A 22,142-nucleotide genomic window follows, 5' to 3' on the forward strand; every position below is an offset into this window, starting at 1 on the left:
CTCGAAGGTAACGTTTACTTCGGCAACACGACGCTCGGTCCGATGCTGTCCACAACCTTGCGTGCGTCAAACGCCCGGATGTTGTCGCGCGGGATAGGGCCCTTGCGCATCACGATCTCCGCGGTCGCCTCATAGCGATCGATCGTGCGGATATCGAAGTCGTTGCCCCATGGGCCACCACCGAAACCGCCATAGCCGCCGCCGAAACCACCGCCAAAGCCGCCATACGGGCTCCAGTTGCGCCAGCCAAAGCCGCGCCCGTAATAGCGCCACGACGGCCCCCAATAGCCGCCGAAGCCGCCATAGCCGAACCCGCCACCGATACCCGGCGTCGAGTAGGTCCGCGACTGGAGGTTGGTGTCGCGGTCGGCCATCAGGTAATAATCATAGCCGTTCTGCAACGTCAGTTCAGCCGCGCGGAAGAACAGGTAACGCTCGACCGTATCGCGCGACGTCACGCTGTTGCCCGCGAAGCTGACGAGGAAGCGGCCCGGCTCTACCTGCCGGTCGCTATAGCCGGTGCGGCTGAACCCCTGGCCCGTCGCCGGCCGATAGGTGGTCTCGGTCGCGCAACCGGCCAGCAATAGAGCGCCCGTTGCGAGCGCTGCCAATGCGACCTTGCGACCAGGTTTCATGAACATGGTATGTCTCCGTTCGCGGCGAGTGCGGCGAAACGCCTCTTAATAGCCGTCAGTGGTGGAACGGTTGATGAACGGGTTCGCTCCAATGCGCCACCTTACTGACTCATTTTTCACGTTTCGTCTAAACGCCGATCAAGTGCAGCGCCAATGTGCGGCGATGCGGGCGGCGGCGATGCTCGAAGAGGTAGATGCCCTGCCATGTGCCGAGCGCGAGTAGGCCGTCGATCAGCGGGATCGAGAGCTGGACCTGGGTGAGCGCGGTGCGGAGGTGTGCGGGCATGTCGTCCGGGCCTTCGTCGTCGTGGAGATACTCGCGCGATTCGGGCGCGATACGGGCGAAATAGGCTTCGAGGTCGGTTCGCACCTCGGGCGCGGCGTTTTCCTGGATCAGGAGCGAGGCGGAGGTGTGACGGCAGAATACCGTCAACAGGCCCTCCGATATGCGTTGGTCGCGGGTCCAGCGGGAGATCTCGTCGGTGACGTCGACGAGGCCTTGGCGGGTGGTGTTGATGGTCAGGATCGTGGTGGCTTGGCGCATGGGGTCCTAACGATCGGTCGGGAGGGTTGCTCCGTGTCCCTTTCCCCGGGGGTTGCCGTTCCCCCGCAAAGGCGGGGGGCCAGGAGTCCCATAGGCCATCGCCGGTAGCCTGGACTCCCGCCTTCGCGGGAGAACAGAAGGCCGCATCATACTGCACCACCCCGGCGGAGGCCGGGGTCCAATTGGGGGACGTCGCTAACGAAGGACAGTGCCCCTTTAATCCGGCCTTTCCAACTGGGCCCCGGCCTCCGCCGGGGTGGTACAAGTCAGGAGGCCGCACCGTCAGTCTGTCAGTCCCTCAAACAGCCCCGTGGCACTGCTTATACTTGCGCCCCGACCCACACGGACAAGGCGCATTGCGGCTGACCACACCCTCCAAGTTCGCAGGATCCTCGCCAATATCGGCCTCCTGCGGCTGCGGAATCTGCAACGGCGGCATCGTCGACGTGATGTGGCCGCGCGTGCCCGCATCGAAGTCGTTCGAATCATCCTCGCCCGTGAACGGGTCGAAATGCGTCGTGATGAAGTCCGGCAGCTCCGGCAACCCGACCGGCGCCTGCATCTGGAACTGAGCGTGCGCGATCGTCTTGGTCACGTCCTCGCGGATCGTCTCGAGCATCCGCTGGAACAGCGAGAACGCCTCCTGCTTATACTCGTTGATCGGCGTTTTCTGCGCATACGCGCGGAGGTGGACGACCTGACGCAACGCATCGAGCGTCGCCAGATGCTCCTTCCAGTGATGGTCGAGATTCTGCAACAGGATCGACTTCTCGACCGACGTCCACGTCTCCGAATCGAGATCCGCCGACTTCTGCGCGATCGCCTCGTCCGCCATCGCGCGCACGCGCTCCTCGATCACCTCGGGGTCGACCGACTCCTCCAGCAGCCACGCGTCGATCTGCGGCTCGAGGTTCATCACCTCGGCAAGTCGCGTCTTCATGCCCGCGACGTCCCACTGCTCGGGATACGAGTTGGGCGGGCACGCATCGCCGACGATCACGTTGACCGTCTCCGCGCGCATGTCGGTCACCACGTCGCCGACGGTGTCGGCATCCATGATGTCCGCGCGCTGCTCGTAGATGACCTTGCGCTGCTCGTTCATCACGTCGTCATATTCGACGACCTGCTTGCGGATGTCGTAGTTGCGCGCCTCGACCTTCTTCTGCGCGGTCTCGATCGCCTTCGACAGCCACTTGCTGCCGATCGCCTCGCCGTCCTCGATGTTGTTGCGCATCATCTTGGCGAACAGCGTGTCCGGCCCGAAAATGCGCAGCAGATCGTCGTCGAGGCTCAAATAGAAGCGCGACAGCCCCGGATCACCCTGACGCCCCGAGCGCCCGCGCAGCTGATTGTCGATACGCCGGCTCTCATGCCGCTCGGTGCCGAGCACGAACAGGCCGCCCGCAGCCAACACCGCCTGCTTCTCCGCCTCGATCTCGATCGTGATCCGCTTCGCCGCCTCGTCATACTCAGGCGTGCCCTCGACCAACTCCGGATGCTCGTCGAGCATGCGGAATTCGAGGTTGCCGCCGAGTTTGATGTCGGTGCCGCGCCCCGCCATGTTGGTCGCGATCGTCACCGCGGACTTGCGTCCGGCCTGTGCGACGATGTGCGCCTCCATCTCGTGGAAGCGCGCGTTGAGCACCTTGTGATCGACGTTCTCGCCGACCAGGAACTCGCTCAGCATCTCGGACTTCTCGATCGACACGGTGCCGACCAGCACCGGCTGGCCGAGATCGGCGTGATGCTTGATCTTCTTGGCGATCGCCGCGAACTTGTCCTTGGTGTCCTTGTAGAACTCGTCTTCCTCGTCGACGCGCTTCACTTCGACGTTGGTCGGGATGCTGACGACGTTGATCTTGTAGATGTCGTAGAACTCGGCTGCCTCGGTCGCCGCGGTGCCGGTCATGCCGCCGATCTTGGGGTACATGCGGAAATAGTTCTGGAACGTGATCGAGGCCATCGTCTGGTTCTCGGGCTCGATCTGGACGCCCTCCTTCGCCTCGACCGCCTGGTGCAGGCCGTCCGACCAGCGCCGGCCGTCCATCATGCGACCGGTGAACTCGTCGATGATGATGACCTTGCCGTCCTTGACGATGTAGTCGATGTCCGACTTGAACATCACGATCGCGCGTAGCGCCTGGTTGAGGTGGTGCACGACCTGCGTGTTCTCGAAGTCGTACAAATTCTGCCCCTCGAGCAGCCCGGCCGCCTCGAGCATCCGCTCGACCTTCTCGGTGCCGTCCTCGGTGAGGATGATCGTCTTCTGCTTCTCGTCCTTGTCGTAATCGATCGGCTCGAGCTGCTTCACGACCGCGTCGACCTGCATGTACAGCTCGGACTTGTCGTCGGTCGGGCCCGAGATGATCAGCGGCGTGCGGGCTTCGTCGATCAGCACCGAATCGACCTCGTCGACCACCGCGAAGTTGAACGCGCGCTGCGTCATCGCGCTGCGCTCGTACTTCATGTTGTCGCGCAGATAGTCGAAGCCGAACTCGTTGTTGGTGCCGTAGGTGATGTCGGCTGCGTATGCGGCGCGGCGTTCCTCGTCCGACAGGTTCGGGATGATGACGCCGATCGTCATGCCGAGGAAGGTGTAGACCTGCCCCATCCACTCCGCGTCGCGGGCCGCGAGGTAATCGTTGACGGTGACGACGTGGACGCCGTCGCCGGGGAGCGCGTTGAGATAGGTCGCGAGCGTGGCGACGAGCGTCTTGCCCTCGCCGGTGCGCATCTCTGCGATCTCGCCGCGGTGGAGGACGATGCCGCCGACCATCTGGACGTCGTAATGGCGCTGACCGAGCACGCGGTGCGCCGCTTCACGGACGGTCGCGAACGCCTCGGGGAGCAGGTCGTCGAGCTTCTCGCCCTCTGCGAGCCGCGCGCGGAACTTGACGGTCTGTGCGGACAGCTCCTCGTCCGACATCGCTTGAAGCGCAGGCTCGAACGAGGCGATCCTGACGAGGATCGGGTTGAGCGACTTGACGTAGCGGTCGTTAGACGAACCGAACAAGGATTTGGCGAGGCCACCGAACATGGGCTGATTTCCTGAATTTGAGACGCGGCGGCACACGGTGGGCGCACGCGGAAGCGGATCACGCGGATCCAAAGGTTACGATAAGGTCACACCAAGACGCTATTCGCGGCGGCGCTCTGCCCATAGCGGAAGCGAGACAATGGCGATGGTGCGCAACGTGGTGGCGGCGACGACCTGCGGCAGGGCAGGAAGGCCGGATACGGGTCTTATCAAGACCTTGGCCGGCGTTGCTGCTATCGACTGCGAGCAGACGTTGCCTTGAACCACTGCCTGGGCGGACTGCCCACGCATACCCGGCACCGCACCGGTGAGCGCGGACAACAGGGCAGAGAGGAGTAGCAGCAGGTTCATGCGGAACCGGACATAGGGAGTGTCATACCGCTCGTCCAATCGAAACCTCACCGGCAGGTTGCGGAACCTACAGACCTATACGTCATCTGCGTCGAGGAGACGTCGCCACCCGGCCCGATCGATCAAAACACCTTCCGTCTCGACCGCGGTGCCATCTAAGGTCCGGTAACGCATGTCGCCGGAGCATGGCGACCGTGATTGCAAGAACACCTCGCCGGATGTCTGCTCGTGGCAATCAACAGCGCGCCCCGTTGCATCGACGTGAAAACGCACCGTACGCCGCCCGATCTCGGTAAGCCCTTCCGCCGCGCGGCCTTCGACCGGCTTGCCGTTAAATTCAGTCGTCGTTTCATTGATCAACACCACCCCGTTCGGCGCATCCCCACGGTGGGCAATGCCGCTGCGCATGGCGGTTTCACGCATCGACCGACAGACCTGCGTAGGGGGAGGATTTTCTCTAGACTGCATCACCAGGCCACAGCGCGCCAAACCACCATCAGCGTCGAGCACCGTCGTGAACATCACCCGCATCGAGATCGTCGGCGTCCCCTCGGTCGCGGATTGCGGTACGGTCCACGTAACCTTGCCGTCATACTCGCCCGCCCGCGGACGCCCCGCCAAGTCTTTTGCCGGGGTGAACCGGGCCCTCTGCATGAGCGAGGTGCAAGTCTGCTGGTCCAAGGCCGGCACACCCGACGACGACGTCACGATGCACGACAAGACGCTGCCATCCTCGCGGACGGATATCCGATATCCCACCGTGCCATGGTCACCCACCTTGATCGTCGAGGTCGGATAGTCTTCGTAGGATATCCAGGACGCCGGATCGATCGGTACCGGCGCAGCAGCCTGCCCTCCGCCAAAGGACGCGCTGGAAACCGGCACCAAAGCGCATGCCGCCAAAAACCCGACTTTCATTGAAAACTCCCCCATGACGCCCGCCCGGTTTCATCCTATGCCGCAGCCATGTCGACGTCCACATCCCCCCTCGCCCTGCCCTTCCCCGCCGCGCCCGCGATCGACGGAGTCGCGCTGCATGTCGCGCGCGCGCAGTACAAGGCGTGGGACCGGTGCGACCTGACGTTCGTGACGCTGGAGCCGGGGACGGTCGTTGCGGGCGTGCTGACGACCAGCAAATGCCCCTCGCCCGAGGTGGAGTGGTGCCGCGCGGCGCTGACGCTTGGTCAGGCGCGGGCGCTGGTCGTGAATGCGGGCAATTCGAACGCGTTTACCGGATCGCGGGGTCGGGCGGCGGTCGAGGCGATCGCGGCGCGGACCGCGGCGCATCTCGGGTGCCAGCCTTCGGACGTGTTCGTGTCCTCGACCGGCGTGATCGGCGTGCCGTTGCCGATCGACAAGGCCGAGGCCGGGCTCGACGCCGCGTTCGCCGCCGCGCCGTGCGGGTGGGAGGATGCCGCGGTGACGATCATGACGACCGACACCTTCACCAAGGGCGCTGTGACGACCGCGGTGATCGGAGATCGCACCGTGAGCCTAGTCGGGATCATCAAGGGTTCGGGGATGATCGCGCCGGACATGGCGACGATGCTCGGGTTCATCTTTACCGACGCTGCGGTCGAGCCCGAGTTCCTGCAAGCCGCGCTCTCGAAGGCGAACGCGCCGAGCTTCTCGTGCATCACCGTCGACAGCGACACCTCGACCAGCGACACCGTGCTGGCCTTCGCGACCGGCAAGGCCGGTAACGTCGCGCTGGCGGATGATGACAGCGTGGGGGCGGACGCCTTTCGCGCTGCACTGGCAGACCTATGCCATCAACTCGCCATGCTCGTGGTTCGCGACGGCGAAGGCGCACAGAAGCTGATCGAGATCCAGGTAACCGGCGCCGACAGCGACCGCAGCGCACACCGCATCGCGATGAGCATCGCCAACTCGCCGCTGGTGAAGACCGCGATTGCCGGTGAGGATGCAAACTGGGGGCGCGTCGTGATGGCGGTAGGCAAGGCCGGCGAAACCGCCGATCGCGACACGCTGTCGATCCGGTTCGGAAATACGCAGGTTGCCGAGGGTGGCTTGGCGCTGAGCGGCTATGACGAGGCGCCGGTCGCTGCGCATCTCAAGGGCCACGAGATCGAAATCGGCGTCGATCTGGCACTAGGCGAAGGCCGGGCCACGGTTTGGACCTGCGACCTCACGCATGGCTACATCTCGATCAACGCCGACTATCGCAGCTAAAGCAGGACGTTCGATTAATTCCGTTTAGTGAACGCATTCCCGCCGGAATGTGCGAGCAGCCAACCATATTCGGCAGCGCCGCTTGGATCCGTCAGATTTGGCACGAGATGCCACAAGGTCCGGATCGACGTTCGTGAGTCGCGGGGATCAAATGTACCATCTGGTCGCTGATCAGGAAGATACTGCCCGGCCCATGTACACGTCGACCGATGCTTACCATCGTCGTCGATTCTATTGTAGCTCACGCAAAAACTAATGAGATCGCCGGTCACGAAGCCGACCATCGGGAAAAATTCCCCGTTGTTATCGACACCTACACGCGTCCTGTAGGTCCCATCAATCTGCAGATGCTCCAATGTCGTTGACGGAAGAGATAATGGAACAGCTCGCACGATGTCCATCTCGGATCCAAGTTCATTGACCCAGTTGCCGACGAATGCATTCATAGCAGCCTCCTTGTTCATAGAAGACCTTACCGCATCGCCGGCCACATGAGAATAGTTCTAAACTATGACGCCTATATATTCAGCCAAAGGCTTGGTATCAGGCCAGTTCACCCTCGAGCCAAGCCTTCAGCCGGCCCTTGGGCTCCGCGCCGACCTTGGTTGCCGCCGGGGCGCCGCCCTTGAACAGGATCATCGTCGGGATGCCGCGGACGCCGTACTTGCCCGGCGCGTCGGGGTTCTCGTCGATGTTGAGCTTGGCGATCGTCACCTTCTCGCCGAGTTCTTCCGAGATTTCCTCGAGCGACGGCCCGATCATCTTGCACGGGCCACACCATTCCGCCCAGAAATCGACGAGCACGGGGCCGTCGGCGTTCAATACGTCCGCATCGAAGCTGGCATCGGTGATCTGCTTGGTCGCCATCATGAATTCTCCTTGGTTGAGTCGTATCTAAGGTCGCTCGCGTGTGCGCTCAACCACCGGGGCGCTAGCTTTGCTCCGTGGGCCGATAGTGCGGCTTGTTCGCGGCCAGCGTCTCGTCGTCCAGCACAATCAACCGCGGGCCTGCCGTGTACAGCAAGGCTGCCTCGACCGACCGCCCCGGAAAGATCACGCTCAAAGCTTCGGCATAGGCGGCCATCTGCTTCAGGTGATATTCCGGCACGTCGTCCAGACCGCGCGGTGCGCGGCGGCCAGTCTTGAAGTCGACGACGCGGATGCGGTTTGCCTCGATGAGCAAGCGATCGACCGTGCCCGATACGACCATGCCATTCGCGAGAGTCGCGGCGATCGGTGCTTCGGCGAGGGTATCCGCGCCGAACAGTTCGGCAAAGCGTGGATCGTCGAGCACGGCAACGACGCTCCGAACGATCTCGGACCGTGCGGCGGGATCACCGACACCCCCCGCCTTCGCCAGCCAGCTATCGGCCTTCGTCGCGCGATCGGCGGCAGCCACGGCCGGCAGCCGCTCGAACAGCGCGTGGATCAGCCGACCCCGCTCCGCTGCGACGCGCATAGCGGGCGTCGGCGGTGGATCGGACACGGCGTCGTCGCCCAGCGCAGACGGCGACAGCGGACGAGGCGGACGCGACTCCTGTGGCGCTGGTTCGTGCGCCCAAGCCGGGAGGTGTGCGTTCTCGATCTCCCGGATCGAAGCCGTAGGTTTTGCCACGACTGGAGGCTGAGGCTCGACCCCGGCGAACGTCCGGGCACCCTCACCAACCGGCACCTCGAGTGCCGTCAGTGCCCGATCGGACGCAGCGTACCAGCTGTTCTCCGGCGGCACCCCCTTCGCGCGGGGCCCGAGCGCACCGGCGATCACCAGCCGCTCTTCCGCGCGGGTCGCGGCGACGTAGAACAGCCGCCAATGCTCCTCCAGTTCGCGCTGCTCGGCGGCCGACACGACGGCATCCAGCGGGCCGCTGCGCTCAGCCGATCGCGGCCGGAACACCGGGATCGGCGCTGCCCCAGGCTCGGGCGACCATTTCAGGATCGAGCGCGGTGCCGCCGACGGGTCCGCCGTCGCATCCGCCAAGATCACCAGAGGCGCCTGCAACCCCTTCGCGCCGTGTGCGGTCATCACCCGCACCGCGTCGAGCGGCGCGGATGGATCCCGTACGATCTCGACATCGCCGCGATCGAACCAGTCGAGGAAGCGCTGCAACGACGGCGTCGTCGTGCTCTCGAACGTCAGCGCGGCGTTGAGCAGTTCCTCGATCGGATCCCGTGCCTCAGTGCCCAGCCGGCGGATCAGTTTGCGGCGACCGTCGAGTGGGCCCGACAACAATTCTTCCAAAAACTGGTAGGGCGTCGCGATATCCGCGCGTGCGAGCATCGCCAGCAACGGGGCGAGCCGCGTCGCGGGTTGCGTGCGTTGCAGGTGGCGCCACAACGGCCCGGCCTCGCGCGGGGCGGCGGCCATCAGTTCGTCCTGCGTCCAGCCGATGAGCGGCGATACGAGCAACGCCGCGACGGACAGGTCGTCCTCAGGCTGCAACACGAAGCGGATTGTGGCCAGCAGATCCTGCACCGCGAGCGGCGCGTTCAGCCGCAGGCGATCGACGCCGGCCACCGGCACGCCCTCGGCATAGAGCCGCGCGACGATTAGCGAGGCGAGGTCGCCGCGTCGCTTGACCAGGATCATCACATCCTCGGGCCGCAGCCGCCGCCCCTTGCTCTCCAGCATCAGGCCGGTGTCGGACGCGAGCCAGCCCTTCACCGCGCGCGCGATATCGCTCGCAAGTTTGCGCACCGCGTCGTCGACCCAGCCTTCTTCGTCGTCCTCGCTGCCACCAGCGGAGACCGGCGGCCACAGGGTCACGGTGCCCGGCCCGGCGACCTCGCTGGCGTGCTGTTCGACTTCGCCCGCGATCCCGAGGCCCGGCTCGCCGATCGCCTCGATCGCGGCGTCGACGAACTCCAGCACGGTGCGCGTCGACCGGAACGAGTGGCGCAACGACAGCCGGGCCAAGGGGAGCCCGCGCTCCTCTTCGGGCCAGTCGTCGTCGCCTTCCGCCTCGCTCGCACGACCACCGAAATACTGTTCGGCCGCCTGGAAATTGAGCGGGTCGGTGCCCTGGAAGCCGAAGATCGCCTGTTTGTAGTCACCGACCGTGAACAGCGTGCGCGTCGAGGGCGCGTAGATGCCGCGGCCGACGAAGAACTCGTCGGCGAGCGCGCGGACGATCCGCCACTGGTGTCCGTTGGTGTCCTGCGCCTCGTCGATGAGCAAGTGCTCGGTCGCCTGATCGAGCTTGTAGCGCACCCATTCGCCGATCCCCGGCTGGTCGAGCAGCGCCACCGTCGTCGCGATCAGGTCGTCGAAATCGACCGCCCCCGCGCGGCGCTTGGCCAGCGCATAGCCGCGCGCATAATCGCGCCCGACTTCCAGCCCGTCGGCGAGCAGGTCGCAATAGGTCGCGCGCTGGACCATCGACAGGACGTCGGTGCACGCCTCGCCCAGATCGCGCGCGAGCACTTCGTAATCAGGCTCGGCATCGATCAGTTTCTTCGAGGCTTTGCGCTGCGTGCCCGTGCCGGTGAGCACGACGCTGGCGAGCTCGTCCAACGTCGCCGCGCGATCCTCGGAATCGAGCCAGCGCTGCACGGTCGCCGCTGCGGCCTGCCCGGTTGCAGTTCCCCACGCGCGGTTCGCCGCAGCAATGCGAGCGATCGCATCGAGGTCTAGCGCGTCGCACCATTCCGTGATCGCCTCATCGATGTCTCCGGACGGAAGCCCGAGTTCGCGCCGAAGCCACGGCTGGATGCCGACTGGGAGGGCCTCCAGAGCCGGCAGCGCACGGGCGCAGGCGAGCAGGAACGCCTCCGCCCCGCCCTCGCCCATCCGCAGCGACAGCCGCCCGACGATCTCGACCGGACGTTCGCGGCCTTCGCGCTCTGCATCCGACAGCATCGACGCCAGCGCCTCGCGTGCGAGCCCGCCTTCTTCACGCGCTTCCAGCGGTCGGAAGCCTGGCGTCAGCCCGGCCTCGACCGGGAACGCTGCCAACAGTCCCTGGCAGAAGCCGTGGATCGTCTGGATGCGGAGGCCTCCGCCCGGTGCATCGAGGACCTTGGCGAACAGGGTCCGCGCTCGGTCCTGCAACGCCTGTACCGGGCTCTCGCCGAGCGCGATCAGGTCCGCCGCCAGCGCCGGGGCGGGCATCCGCACCCACGCGGCGAGGCGCCCGTTGATGCGCTGCGCCATCTCCGCCGCGCCGGCCTTGGTGAAGGTCAGGCAGAGGATCGCGCCGGGATCTACGCCGCGCAACAGGAGGCGGAACACGCGCGCCGCCAGCACCTGGGTCTTCCCCGTGCCCGCAGACGCGGACAACCAGACGTGCGAGGCCGGGTTGCTCGCATCGGCCTGCGCGCCTCTCAGCCGGGGCAGCGTGGCGAGCGCATCACCGCTCACGGCCATACCATTCGTCGCGTCGCATCAGCTGGTCATACTCGGCATAGGGGGCGTATTCGGGGACGAGTTTCGCGGTGAAGGCGGCGCTGCCGGTGAGCCATTCGCCGACGACTTCGGTGAAGTTGTGCGCGGCGATCGACGTGAATTCGGCGGTCGGGATCTTGTCGCGCTTGCCCTCGGGATCGACCGGGCTCTCGATATAGCCGAACGCGTCGCGCTTCTTGCCGAGCGACCAATATTCGAACGCGACTGCGGTGCCCGAGACGTCTGGGAAGCCACCGCGTTCGGCGATCAGGCCGAGCAGGCCGAGTTGGAGGCTGTAACCGGCGCGTACGGCAGTGGGCGAAGGGGGCTTGCCGGTCTTGTAGTCGATCACCGCGAGGCGCCCGTCGGGCAGCTTGTCGATGCGGTCGTAGCGGCCCGACAGGGTCACGCCGGCGATCTCGATCTTGCCCTTGCCCTCGGCGCTGGCGACCGTGCGGCCGTCTTCGCCTTGCGCGACTATGGCGCCGGCGATCCAGTCGATCGCCTCCAGCAGGCGCGGTTGCCAGAGCGCGCGCATCATCGGATGCGTGCGCTCGTCGTCGAGCATCGCCTTCGCGCGCTGTCGTAGTGTGTCGACGGTGCAGTTGTCCTGCTTCCACCATTGCTCGAGGATGTCGTGCACCGCCGTCCCGCGCCACGCTGCGCTGGGGTCGGCGTCGACGGGGTCGAGCGGCATCAGCCCGAGCACGCGGCGCGCGTAGAAGGCGTAGGGATCGGCCTTGAGCCGGTCCACCTCGGTGACGGAGATGGCTTTCGGACGTAGCAGCGCAGGCGGCGACGGCGCGGGACGGTCGGCGGGGAGATGTTCGCCCGGATCGTCGAGCGCGCGCGTCCAGCCTTCCAGTGCAGATGCGCGCTCAAACCGATCTCCTGCGAGTGCCTGCAAACGGAGCCAGAGGCGCGAGGCTAAAGCGGGTGACTTCGCGTCTCGCCGCGCTCGGGTAACGACCGCCCGCGGGGCACCCAACGCTTGCGCAAAATCATGCGCCGCCGTGCCGACACGCCGCTCCAACCCCGGCAGCCCGAGCTCCATGCGGATGCGTGGTGCGAGCCACGGGTCCGGCGCAGGCCGCCCCGGCCACACGCCTTCGTTCAGCCCGCCGAGCACCATGACGTCGGCGGTCTGCAACCGCGCTTCGATCAGGCCGTAGATCGCGAGTCGTGGGTGGCCGCCCGGCGCTGGCCGGACCGCGACTTCATCGAGCAACGTGCGCAACAGCTGTGGCAGTTCGCGCGGATCTATCCGCGGCGGTCCGGCGGGTGCTTCGGCTTCCAGATCGGCGAGGAACTCCGCTGCGGCACGCCCTGCGAGGCCCGACCAGAGATTGTCGCCGCACAAGGTCTGCGCCGTCTCGCGCAGGCAGGCTAGCACCGACGCCAGGGGCTGCGGCCCCTGATCGAACGCGCCTGCGAGCGGCGTCAGCAGCGGCTGGACATCGGTCCACCATGTCGCCGCCGTGCCCTTGCGCTCCTCCAGATGTCCGGCGATCCCGTCGAGCCCCGCCGCCGGCCTTGGTCCGCGCAACCGACGGTCGAGCGCACGCGCGCCATCAAGCCACAGCAAGCGATCCTCGCCCGCGCGCACTAGCGGGTGCTTCAGCAACGCCAGCAGCGCGAGCGGCGAGAAGCGCTGTGCCGCCGCCTCGGCCAGCGCGAGGAGCAACGTTCCCGGCGGCAGGATCGACAAAGGCCGTCCCGCGCTGTCGTCGATGCCGATGTTCCAGCGCCCGAGATGCGCTGCCACCCGACGCGCCAGGGCGCGATCGGGCGTGACCAGCGCCGCGGTACGCTCGGGCACCTCCAACGCCTCGCGCAACACGAGCGCAATCGCCTGCGCCTCCTCCGCCGGGGTCGCGAGTTCGGCGGCGGTCACGCCCTTCAAGCGGCGATCCTCCGCGGCGATCTGCGTCCATTTGCCGGTGAAGTCAGCAGGCGCCAGCGCGTTGGCGATCGCCCGGCCGCGCGCGGGGTCGGCGTCGTGCCCGCCGCCCTCGCGCCATGTCTGCACCTCGCCTCGGGCGACGCCCATGCGCAGGAGCATCAGCTTCGCATCGAACTGCGGATGCGTTTCGATCGAGCGCCGCGTGAGCCCGGTCACCGGGTGCGGATCATGCGGGCCGAGCGCGTCCCATTCCTCATCCGGCAGGGCTAGGTCGAGCCCTGCGAACACCACCATGCCCTGCGGCATGTCGGCGATGCAGCGGAGCAGACGCGCGACTGCGGGCGCGGAATCGGTCACGCCCGCCGCGCAGACGATCCCGGCGGGCGGTGCACTTCGCCAACGCTGGGCGAGCCGATCGAGCAACGCCGAGCGCCGCGTCGCCGCATCGATCCGCTCCAGCCGCGCGAGTTCTCCCGGCCAGCGTTGCAGCACGATCTCGAACGTCGCCAGCGCGCGCCGCCAATGCTCGGTCAGTTCGGGGCCAAGCTCGATATCGCGCAGCTTGGTCGGCGGCACCTCCTCGACCAGCAACTGATCGAGCGTCCGCGCGAGTCCGCCTGCGAGGCGCACCGCCTCAGCCGCGTCGACCGGATGCCCTTCGCGCGCGCGCTCTTCCGACACCAGCCGCGCGAGGATCATGCGCCGCTGGTACGGCGGTACCGCGGGCATCGGCGGATCGATATCGTCCGCGGGATCGAGCGCGGCGCCGACCGCCTCGCCCATCTCAGGATCGCCCAGTGCCACCAACCGGGGCAGGACGAGCCCGCCACCGCTCGCGCGCACGAACGCCTCGGTAACCGCCTTCACCGCGCGGTTGTTGGGCAGCACGACCAGCGCGCGGGCGAGCGCCAGCGGATCGCGCCCCGCCCGCCGGGTCAGGCCGGCGACCAGCGCGTCCGCAAACGCGCGGTGCGCGGGGATCGTGTAGAGCGTCGGGCGATCCGCCGTGGCAATATCAGCCATCCGCTAGGATCGCCTCGGTCTTCGGGATCGCGGCGGGCGTGCCGACGTCGAACCACAGGCCCTGGTGGACCTGACCGTAAGCACGGCCCGCCTCGATCGCGCGATCCCAGAATATGTTCGTCGAGAACGGTCCCTCCGGCCAGTCGGCGATCAGGCGCGGATGCAGGATCTGGATACCGGTATAGGCGAACGGCGCGACCCGGCCGGGCTTGCGCCGCCCGGCGATCCGACCGTCGCTGCCGAGATAAAAATCGCCCATGCCGCCGTAATTGTTGGCGCGCGCGAGCGGCACCATCAACAGCAGCGCGTCCATCTTGGCGTCGTCCCAGCGCGACGCGAGCAGCCTGATCGCGTCGACCGGCCCGTCGATCCACAGGTTGTCGCTGTTGACGACCAGCACCGGCGCGTCGCCGAGCAGATGCCGCGCTTGGACGAGCGCGCCACCCGTCTCCATCAGCATTTTCCGCTCGTCGGAGATCACCACGTCGATCCCCGCGAACCGGTCGGTGACGTGCGCCTCCAGCGTGTCCGCGAGGTAATGCACGTTGACGACGGCGCGCTTGATCCCGGCGGCCTGCAAGCGTTCGAAGACGTGATCGATCAACGGTTTGCCCGCGACCTGAACCAGCGGCTTGGGTCGCGTCGCGGTCAGCGGCCGCATCCGCTTGCCCAGGCCGGCCGCCATCACCATCGCCGTCTCGGGCACCGTGCCGCGAGGGACAGGGCGGATCGTCTGCTGGCGGGTCACGCCTTCAGCGCCAGTGGATCGCCGCGCAACGCGGGCGGCACGTTCGCCGCGAACCATGCCGCGACCGGCGCCATAACCGGCTGGGCCAAATCGCGCTCTAGATACGCCCACACGCGCGGGCACATCGTCGCATAATGCGGCTTGCCGTCGCGCTTCCACAGCCGCGTGAAGATGCCGAGGATCTTGGCATTCCGCTGCGCCCCGAGCACGTGATACGCGTTCATGAAGGCATCATCAGTCTCTGGCCCCGCATCCGCCGCCGCACGATATCGCTCCAGCATCGCCGCCTCAACCGCCGGATCGACCGTCCGCCGCGCGTCCTGCAACAGCGACACCAGATCATAGGCCGGATGCCCTGCCAAGGCGTCCTGGAAATCAAGCAGGCCGAGCGATCGCTCCGGCCCGACGAGCATCAGGTTTTCGGCATGATAATCGCGCAGTACCGTGATCGGCGTCTCGGCGATGGCATGATCGAACACCGCCTCCCAAGCCGCGTCCCAGCCCGTGAGATCGGGCTCGACCCCAACTGCGGGGCAATACCACTCCACGAACAACCGCGCCTCGCGCCGTAGTACCGCGCGGTCGTAGGGGGGCACCGGTCCAGCCGGCTCCGCACGCAGCCGCACCAACAGGTCGATCGCCGGCGCATAAAGCGACAGTTCCTCGTCCGGGGTCGCGTCGACGGTCTCGCGCAAACGGATATCGCCGAAATCCTCGATCAGCACGAGCCCCTGGTCGAGGTCGCATGCCAGGATCGCCGGCGCCGCAAAGTCGCGTTCGACGAGCCATTCGGCGACCATGATGAACGGGCGGGGATCTTCGTGCGGCGGGGGCGCATCCATAAGGATGGCCTGACGCCCTCCTTCGATCGCGCGGAAATAGCGGCGGAACGAGGCGTCGCCGGCGACCGGAAGGATGCGCGCGCCTCCCCAGCCATGGGCGTCGAGAAAAGCGGCGGCGCCGGGCGGCGGGGTCATGTCGGCCATCGCGACCTCCAAGCTTCCGGCACGCCGATAGTCAAGCCGCGCGTGCCGTCCGCCTCGATCGTCAGGGCTAGGCGAAGCGCGTCGGGCCAGTAATCGGGGCCCGCCCGCTCCGGCCATTCGACCAGGAGCAGCGAATCGTAGCGGGCATCGTCGAGCGCGAGTTCCTCGATCTCGGCGGGGTCGTCGATCCGGTAGAGGTCGACGTGGAGCACGGGGAAGCGGACTTCAGGTGGCTCGTAGGGCTGGACGATCGCGAAGCTAGGCGATGGCGCCTCGCCGGCGAGGCCGAGCGCGGCGAGAAGCCCGCGGGCGACGCTGGTCTTGCCGGCGCCGAGCGTGCCTTCGAGGGTGATAACGTCTCCGGGGCGGACTAGGTCGGCAAGCATAGCCCCGAACGCTTCGGTAGCTTGCGGGTCAGGTAGACGGATCACGCGCACAAGCCCTCTCCCCTCCGGGGAGAGGGCTGGGTGAGGGGCTGTTCCAGGCGCTGCGCTGCTTGGCTTCCCCTCACCCCGGCCCTCTCCCCGGAGGGGAGAGGGAGCAGAAGACCCACCATCATCGCCGCGGCAATTCTACGGTGATCAGGGTACCCGCGCCGGGCTCGGAGACCAGTTCTATCGTACCGCCGTGCGCTTCCACGAACTGCTTGGCCAAGGGCAACCCCAGCCCCAACGCGCGATCCCCCATAGGCTTCGACTCCGCGAACCGGTCGAATGCATGCGCCACCGCCTCCGCGTCCATCCCGACCCCGTCGTCGGATACCACGATCCGCGCGGTCGTAGCGTTGCCGTCGGTGTGCAGCAGCACGCGCCCACCATCCGGCGTCGCCGCGACCGCGTGGCGAAGCAGATGCTCGACGACTTCCTTCAGCCGCTTCGGGTTGCCGTTCACCCGCCCCGTCGACCGCCCAACCTCGATAGCGAAGTCGAGCTTCCGTCGCTTGGCCGACGGCAGGATCGTCTCCGCCGCCGCGCGCACGGTGGTAGCCAGGTCGACGTCGCTGCGATCCGTCTCCGCGCGGTCGCTCTCCGCGCGGGTCAGGTCGAGCACGTCGTCGACCAGCAGCCCCAGTCGCTCGACCGACTCGAGGATCGCCCCGACATACCCCTCGGCCTGCGGCGTCAGCGCGCCCGCATACCCGCCATGCAACATCTCCGCGAACCCGCTGATCGAGGTCAGCGGCGTGCGCAGTTCGTAGCTCATGTTGGCAACGAACGCGGTCTTCACCTTGTCGGTCGCCTCGAGCGCATCCGCACGGTCGCGCAGCGCCTGCTCCGCGCGCCGGCTGTCGGTAATATCGAGCATCGTGAACAGCGCGTTCCCGTCGGGCAGCGGTACGCCGGCAAACTCGAAATGCCGGCCGTCCGCAAACGCCACGCGCCCGCCGCGCTGCTGGCGCCCGACCGTCGCCGACCGCACGAGATCCGGGATCAGCGCCGACCGACCAGGCGTCGCGAGCTTGGCCCCCGCCGCCTCGGCGAACGCATCGACGCGGGGGTGCGAGGCGAGGAACTCCTCCTCCAGCCCCCACAGTGCGCGGAACCGGTTGTTCCAAAGCTGCAACCGCCCGTCTGCCGCAAAGACGCCCAGCGCCTCGAACAGATTGTCGAACGTCGCGGTCCGCACGCGCAGCAACGTGTCGCGCGCGCTCGCGAGTTGGACCTGCTCGGTGCGATCCTCGAAGATCAGCAGCAGGCCGCCATCGGGCAAAGGCTGCGCGACGACGCGAAGATGCGTGCCGCCGCGAAGGTGCCAGTTCTCCTCCATCGCCCCCCCGCCAGCCGAAGCGCCGGGCGAGCTGCCGGTCTGCATGAACCAGTCGCGGCGCTCCGCCTTCCAGCTTGGGAAGTCGCGCACCTCGGGCAACCGGTTCGCCTCGCGCATCCGCTCCAGCACGCGGTCGAACTCGGGGCGATCGGCAAGCCATTCGCTGCGCATCGCGAACATCCGCCGGAACGGCTGGTTGCAGAACACGAGCGACCGATCGCCGCCGAACTGCGCCACGCCCGCCGACAACCGATCGAGCATCGCGCGCTGTGCCTCGGCAAAGCGCTTCGCCCCGGACCGTGCCTGCTCGAGCTCCTCGATATCGATCGCGAACCCGGCCACGCCGCCGCTCGGCAACGGTACGTCGTAGATCTGCAACGACCGCCGCGCGCCGTCGATCGTCGCGGGCAGGACCTGCTGGTGCGGCCGGCCCTGCTCCCGCGCGACCGCCGCGCCCGCAAGAGGCCCGCCCCGCCCCGATCCCTCGACCAGTTCCAGCCCGCGCGCGACGACGTCGGCGGCGTCACGCCCCTCGACCGCATCGACATAGGCGGTGTTGACCATCGCCAGCCGCAGATCGGTCGCGCGGTACCACATCGGCATCGGTGCGGCCTCGATCAGCCCGGTCAGCGACTCATATGCCTGGCCGAGCCGCGCGGTCTCCGCCCCCAGCCGCGCGATCTCCGCCTCGCTGTCGGTAGCGTCGAACGCCCATAGCAGCACCGCCCCCATCGCGCCCATCTCGCCGGGCGCGCGGCCCCCGCGAAACGTGATCGCCCGCGTCGAGCCCTGCAACCGCACCGACCGCACGAACGCCCGCCCCGATCGCTGCGCGGCGGTGATATCCGCTATCAACCGCGCGGCGTCATCGGCGGACAATCCCGTTCCCCCGGCGGCAAGCTCTGCGATCGAGCCGGGCGGCGCGTCCAGCCCGAGCCAATCCGCCATCCGCCGTGTCATCTCGATCCGCCCGCCCGACCGGATCACCGTCACGATCGCAGGCGATCCGTCAAGGATCGTCTGCAACTGGGCGTTGGCTTCGACCGTCTTGGACGCATCGGCGCGTGCTCTCAGGCCAGCGTAAAGCAGCGCCAGTCCGCCAAGGATCAGCATGAGAAGCATCGCCCCGACCGTCACGGCAACACCGGTCCCGATCATCATGTTTGGGTAGGCCGTTGCGACATCATCCGACCATGTAGGCCAAACCCTCCCCCCGGGGAAAGCCACGAGACAATGAAAAGGGCGGGCCCGACATGCGGACCCGCCCTTCGCGAACTATGTGTCCTCTCGCAGGAGGACGGGTATTAGAGCTTCACGCGCGCGCCAACGTACATGAACCGTCCGACGTTATCGAAGATCGCGTCGGCGCCGTTACCCAGCAAACCGTAAGGCGGCTTCTTGTCGGTCAAGTTGTCGACACCACCGTAGAAGGTGAACCGCTTGTCGACATCCACCGACGCCCGGAGCGCGTGATAGACGACCGACGGATAATACACCCGGTCTGCATAATAGGGATCGAGGGCGGCGACGCCATTGGTGTCGTGCTGTGCTTCCCAATCGGTAATCGACTGCCGACCGACGTAGCGGAGCTGGTACCCGAGCGTGACCGGCCCATGCGTATAGTCCGCCGAAACGTTGAAGTTGTAGACCGGGTCGCCCAGCTCGCCCTTGACGCGCTCCTTCTGGCCGGGGTTGTCGAGGTACGGATAATCCGTGCGATCGCGAACCCAAGTGCCGACGAACCGCAGCGCGATCTTGTCATCGGCGAAGATGCGGCGGTTGTACGACACGTCGACGTCGATGCCCTTGGCCCGCAGCGCCGCGAAGTTCACCGTGCTCTGGAGCAACGCGGTCTGCGCGAACTCCCCGCTCGATTGACGCGGGTTGATCAGACCGCAGAACTGGTTGTCGAGCGATGCTGCGTCGTAGCAGGCGTCGAGGATCGTCTGCGCGCCGACAGCGGCGATGACGTTGCTGATCTTGATGTCGTAATAGTCCGCCGTGATCGCGAGGCCGGGAATGAACGACGGTTGCAGGATGACGCCGTACGTCCAGCTCCGCGACGTCTCCGCCTCGAGGTTGGGGTTGCCGCCCGACAGGAATTCGGTGCTGCCCCCACGTGCCGCATTGTTGATGAAGTTGACGGGAACGCCGGCCGCCGCGCAGTTGGCGGCGCGGGTCGAGCGACCGGTCTTGATGAAGTTGATGTCGCAGGGATCGTTCAAGAGATCGAAGTTCTGCGACGGCGACGAGTAGAGGTCGCTCAACGTCGGCGCACGAACGGCCTTGGCGTAGCTGACGCGGAACTTGATGTCGCGGACCGGCGCGTACAGCGCCCCCGCATTCCACGTCCAGACGGTACCCGCCGAACCCTTGTAGTCGGCAACGCGGACGGCCGCATTCGCCGACAGTTCCTCGGCGAACCGCGTGCCCTTGAGCAGCGGCACGTTGATCTCGCCATACGCCTCCTTCACCGCGAACGACGGCGGCGCGAAATCGGGAATGGCGTTGAGGAAGGTCGCGCCCGACTTCACCTGGTCGTCGTACGAATACGAAGCGGTCTCGCGGCGATACTCGCCACCAAACGCGAACTGAACAGGCCCGCCGGGAAGTTCGAACAGTTGCGAGCTGTCGCCGACGATGTTTGCGGTGACGTCGAACTCGGTCGCCTTGCCGGTCCGCTGCGACGTCGTGTTGATGTAGTTTAGCGCAGCCTGGCTGGGAGCGCCGTTGCCGAGCACGTTCAACGGCACGCAGTTCGGATCGGTGACGCTGGTCTGGTTGATCCGGCAGACGATAGTGCCTGCGGCGTTCCGCACCGTATCGACCGCATTGTAGAAGTTCTGATTGACGCGATTGTTGAAGAACGACGAGCGGGTCCGGAACTCGCCATAATTTACCGAGAAATCATACTTCCAGTCGGTGTTGAACGTCCCTTCCGCGCCGCCGACGATCCGATAGGTATCACGGCGGTCGAATTCGTCGCGCGTCCCGAAATCGTTGTTGTTGCGGTTCAGGCGGAAGAACTGGGCTCCGGCTGGCAGCAGCGAACGGATCGTCGCGGCGTCGCTGGGCTGAAGATACGGATTGTCGAACGAGATCGGGATCCCGATCGTCTGCCGGCCGAACCCGCCGATAGCCGCACGCGTGAAAGGATTGCCGTTGGCGTCCTCATCCGAGACGGTGCCCTGCTCGCCACCTTGCGCGAACGTCGGCGTGCCCTGGTTGAAGCTCTCGACGCGAACGAACTTCGCCTCGATGAACGGCTTGAAGGCGTCGGACACGTCGAAGTGGCCGAGCAGATTGGCAACGTAGCGTTTCAGCGACGGCTGGAGCGTGCCGCGATCGTTGAGGATGCCGCCGTCGCCGCCATTGTTGTTGTTCGAGCCCGCCGGGCGGAAGTCGGTACCGTAATTATACTCGTACAGCGATCCACCCGAGTTGAAACCGAATACCCGGGGATAGCCGTTGGCGAGGCAGCCTGCCGCCACGGTGCCGTTGCCGCAGCTGCCGATCCCGGAGCCGTTATAGGCGATGAAATTGCCGCCATTGTCGTAACCGAAGCTATGGACGTTGTTTAGGAACGTGCGGTTGGGAACCGTGTTGTCGAGCGCTGGGCTGTCGACGATCTGGAACTGGCGACGTCCGGTGTACGCACCGGTGAGACCTGGCCGGTCGGCATAGGTGACGAGGTCGGACTGGTTATATTCGAGATTCAGCGCAATGTTGCCGCGGCCATCGGCGAAGTTCTGACCGTAGGTACCACTGAGACGATACGTGCCGTGATCGCCCTTGTCGCTCAAGCCGCTCTGCGCATTGAGCGTCAGGCCCTCGAAGTTGCGTTTCAGCACGAAGTTGACGACGCCGGCCATCGCGTCCGAGCCGTAGACCGCGGACTGGCCGCCGGTAACCGCGTCGACGCGTTCGATCAGGTCGGTCGGGATGGTGTTGGTATCGACCAGGAAATCGCCCTCGGACGAGGTGATGTGGCGACGACCGTTGACCAGCACCAGCGTGCGGGTGACGCCGAGGCCGCGCATATCGAGGAAGTTCAGGCCCGAGGTGCCGATAAACTGCGTCGAACTCGCCTGGCTGTAGGTCGAACGCAACGAGGGAAGGTCGTTCAAGACATCGCCGACGGTGATCGCACCGGTGCGCGTGAGATCGGCAATCGTCAGCGTGGTGACGGGAGCCGGCGAATCCAGCGTCGGACGCGCGATACGCGAACCGGTCACGACGATTTCGCTACCGGCATTGGCTTCCGGTGCAACGGTCTGCGCAACCGCGCCCGTAGTGGTATCCGATCCCGCCGAAGCGGCCGGATCGGTGCCGGGTGCCTGGGTCTGGGCGTCTACCGGCGTCGCTGTCTGCGCTGCTGCCGGGATCGCCGAGGCCAATACGAATGCGGCCGTAGACGCAGTAACGAACAATCCGGACTTCCGGATCGAGATGCCAACCATAGTAAGAAACCCTCTGAACCTAAGCTGTTTTACTCAAGCCGAAAGGACACCTTTTCTGTCTATTGTTCAATCCTTACAACAAAACATTACGGTTGTGTGACATGCCTGCAACAC

Annotated in this window: 15 protein-coding genes; 1 reads left to right on the plus strand and 14 read right to left on the minus strand. The window is 66.3% G+C overall.

The window, feature by feature from the left end:
• Positions 1 to 14: 14 nt before the first annotated feature.
• From AC1MH0_RS03345 to AC1MH0_RS03365, 5 genes are all read right to left on the minus strand, one after another.
• Positions 15 to 635, minus strand: coding sequence for a CC0125/CC1285 family lipoprotein (locus tag AC1MH0_RS03345; RefSeq protein ID WP_056059563.1), 621 nt, complete (start codon positions 633 to 635; stop codon positions 15 to 17).
• A gap of 127 nt (positions 636 to 762) precedes the next feature.
• Positions 763 to 1,179 (minus strand): secondary thiamine-phosphate synthase enzyme YjbQ, encoded by a 417-nt coding sequence (locus AC1MH0_RS03350; protein ID WP_480964718.1) that lies wholly within the window; start codon positions 1,177 to 1,179, stop codon positions 763 to 765.
• A 298-nt stretch (positions 1,180 to 1,477) separates the two neighbouring features.
• Positions 1,478 to 4,216 carry a preprotein translocase subunit SecA gene (gene secA / locus AC1MH0_RS03355; RefSeq protein ID WP_480964719.1) on the minus strand — a complete coding sequence of 913 codons (2,739 nt, stop codon included), beginning with the start codon at positions 4,214 to 4,216 and terminating at the stop codon, positions 1,478 to 1,480.
• 99 nt (positions 4,217 to 4,315) lie between these two features.
• Positions 4,316 to 4,618 (minus strand): hypothetical protein, encoded by a 303-nt coding sequence (locus AC1MH0_RS03360; protein WP_480964720.1) that lies wholly within the window; start codon positions 4,616 to 4,618, stop codon positions 4,316 to 4,318.
• A 24-nt stretch (positions 4,619 to 4,642) separates the two neighbouring features.
• Positions 4,643 to 5,485 (minus strand): energy transducer TonB, encoded by an 843-nt coding sequence (locus tag AC1MH0_RS03365; RefSeq protein WP_480964721.1) that lies wholly within the window; start codon positions 5,483 to 5,485, stop codon positions 4,643 to 4,645.
• 48 nt (positions 5,486 to 5,533) lie between these two features.
• Between AC1MH0_RS03365 and argJ the strand changes: the two genes are divergently transcribed.
• Positions 5,534 to 6,760, plus strand: coding sequence for a bifunctional glutamate N-acetyltransferase/amino-acid acetyltransferase ArgJ (gene argJ, locus AC1MH0_RS03370; RefSeq protein ID WP_480964722.1), 1,227 nt, complete (start codon positions 5,534 to 5,536; stop codon positions 6,758 to 6,760).
• Positions 6,761 to 6,774: 14 nt separating this feature from the next.
• On the opposite strand, the gene AC1MH0_RS03375 is transcribed toward argJ, so the two are convergent.
• The 9 genes from AC1MH0_RS03375 to AC1MH0_RS03415 all read right to left on the minus strand — a co-directional run bounded on the left by AC1MH0_RS03375 (position 6,775) and on the right by AC1MH0_RS03415 (position 22,028).
• Positions 6,775 to 7,206 carry an avidin/streptavidin family protein gene (locus tag AC1MH0_RS03375; protein ID WP_480964723.1) on the minus strand — a complete coding sequence of 144 codons (432 nt, stop codon included), beginning with the start codon at positions 7,204 to 7,206 and terminating at the stop codon, positions 6,775 to 6,777.
• Positions 7,207 to 7,303: 97 nt separating this feature from the next.
• Entirely contained in the window at positions 7,304 to 7,627 is a 324-nt protein-coding gene (trxA, locus tag AC1MH0_RS03380; protein WP_055877560.1) for a thioredoxin TrxA, read from the minus strand.
• A gap of 64 nt (positions 7,628 to 7,691) precedes the next feature.
• Positions 7,692 to 11,123, minus strand: a complete 3,432-nt coding sequence (addA, locus tag AC1MH0_RS03385; RefSeq protein WP_480964724.1) for a double-strand break repair helicase AddA — start codon at positions 11,121 to 11,123, stop codon at positions 7,692 to 7,694.
• Positions 11,107 to 14,067, minus strand: a complete 2,961-nt coding sequence (gene addB / locus AC1MH0_RS03390; RefSeq protein WP_480964725.1) for a double-strand break repair protein AddB — start codon at positions 14,065 to 14,067, stop codon at positions 11,107 to 11,109. The genes addA and addB overlap by 17 nt, the downstream gene beginning before the upstream one ends.
• The gene (locus AC1MH0_RS03395) at positions 14,060 to 14,815 is read right to left on the minus strand and encodes a nucleotidyltransferase family protein (RefSeq protein WP_480964726.1); all 756 of its coding nucleotides are present in this window, start codon (positions 14,813 to 14,815) and stop codon (positions 14,060 to 14,062) included. The genes addB and AC1MH0_RS03395 overlap by 8 nt, the downstream gene beginning before the upstream one ends.
• A complete protein-coding gene (locus AC1MH0_RS03400; RefSeq protein WP_480965664.1) occupies positions 14,812 to 15,792 on the minus strand; it encodes an aminoglycoside phosphotransferase family protein in 981 nt (326 codons plus the stop codon). The genes AC1MH0_RS03395 and AC1MH0_RS03400 overlap by 4 nt, the downstream gene beginning before the upstream one ends.
• On the minus strand, positions 15,789 to 16,229 hold the full coding sequence (tsaE, locus tag AC1MH0_RS03405) for a tRNA (adenosine(37)-N6)-threonylcarbamoyltransferase complex ATPase subunit type 1 TsaE (RefSeq protein ID WP_480965665.1): 441 nt from the start codon (positions 16,227 to 16,229) through the stop codon (positions 15,789 to 15,791). Before tsaE ends, AC1MH0_RS03400 begins: the two co-directional genes overlap by 4 nt.
• A gap of 127 nt (positions 16,230 to 16,356) precedes the next feature.
• Positions 16,357 to 18,726: a PAS domain-containing sensor histidine kinase gene (locus tag AC1MH0_RS03410; RefSeq protein ID WP_480965666.1), complete on the minus strand. Its 2,370-nt coding sequence runs from the start codon at positions 18,724 to 18,726 to the stop codon at positions 16,357 to 16,359.
• A gap of 146 nt (positions 18,727 to 18,872) precedes the next feature.
• Positions 18,873 to 22,028, minus strand: a complete 3,156-nt coding sequence (locus AC1MH0_RS03415) for a TonB-dependent receptor domain-containing protein (protein WP_480964727.1) — start codon at positions 22,026 to 22,028, stop codon at positions 18,873 to 18,875.
• Between the last annotated feature and the right edge of the window lie 114 nt (positions 22,029 to 22,142).

The sequence above is a fragment of the Sphingomonas sp. AP28 genome (genome assembly GCF_056680455.1).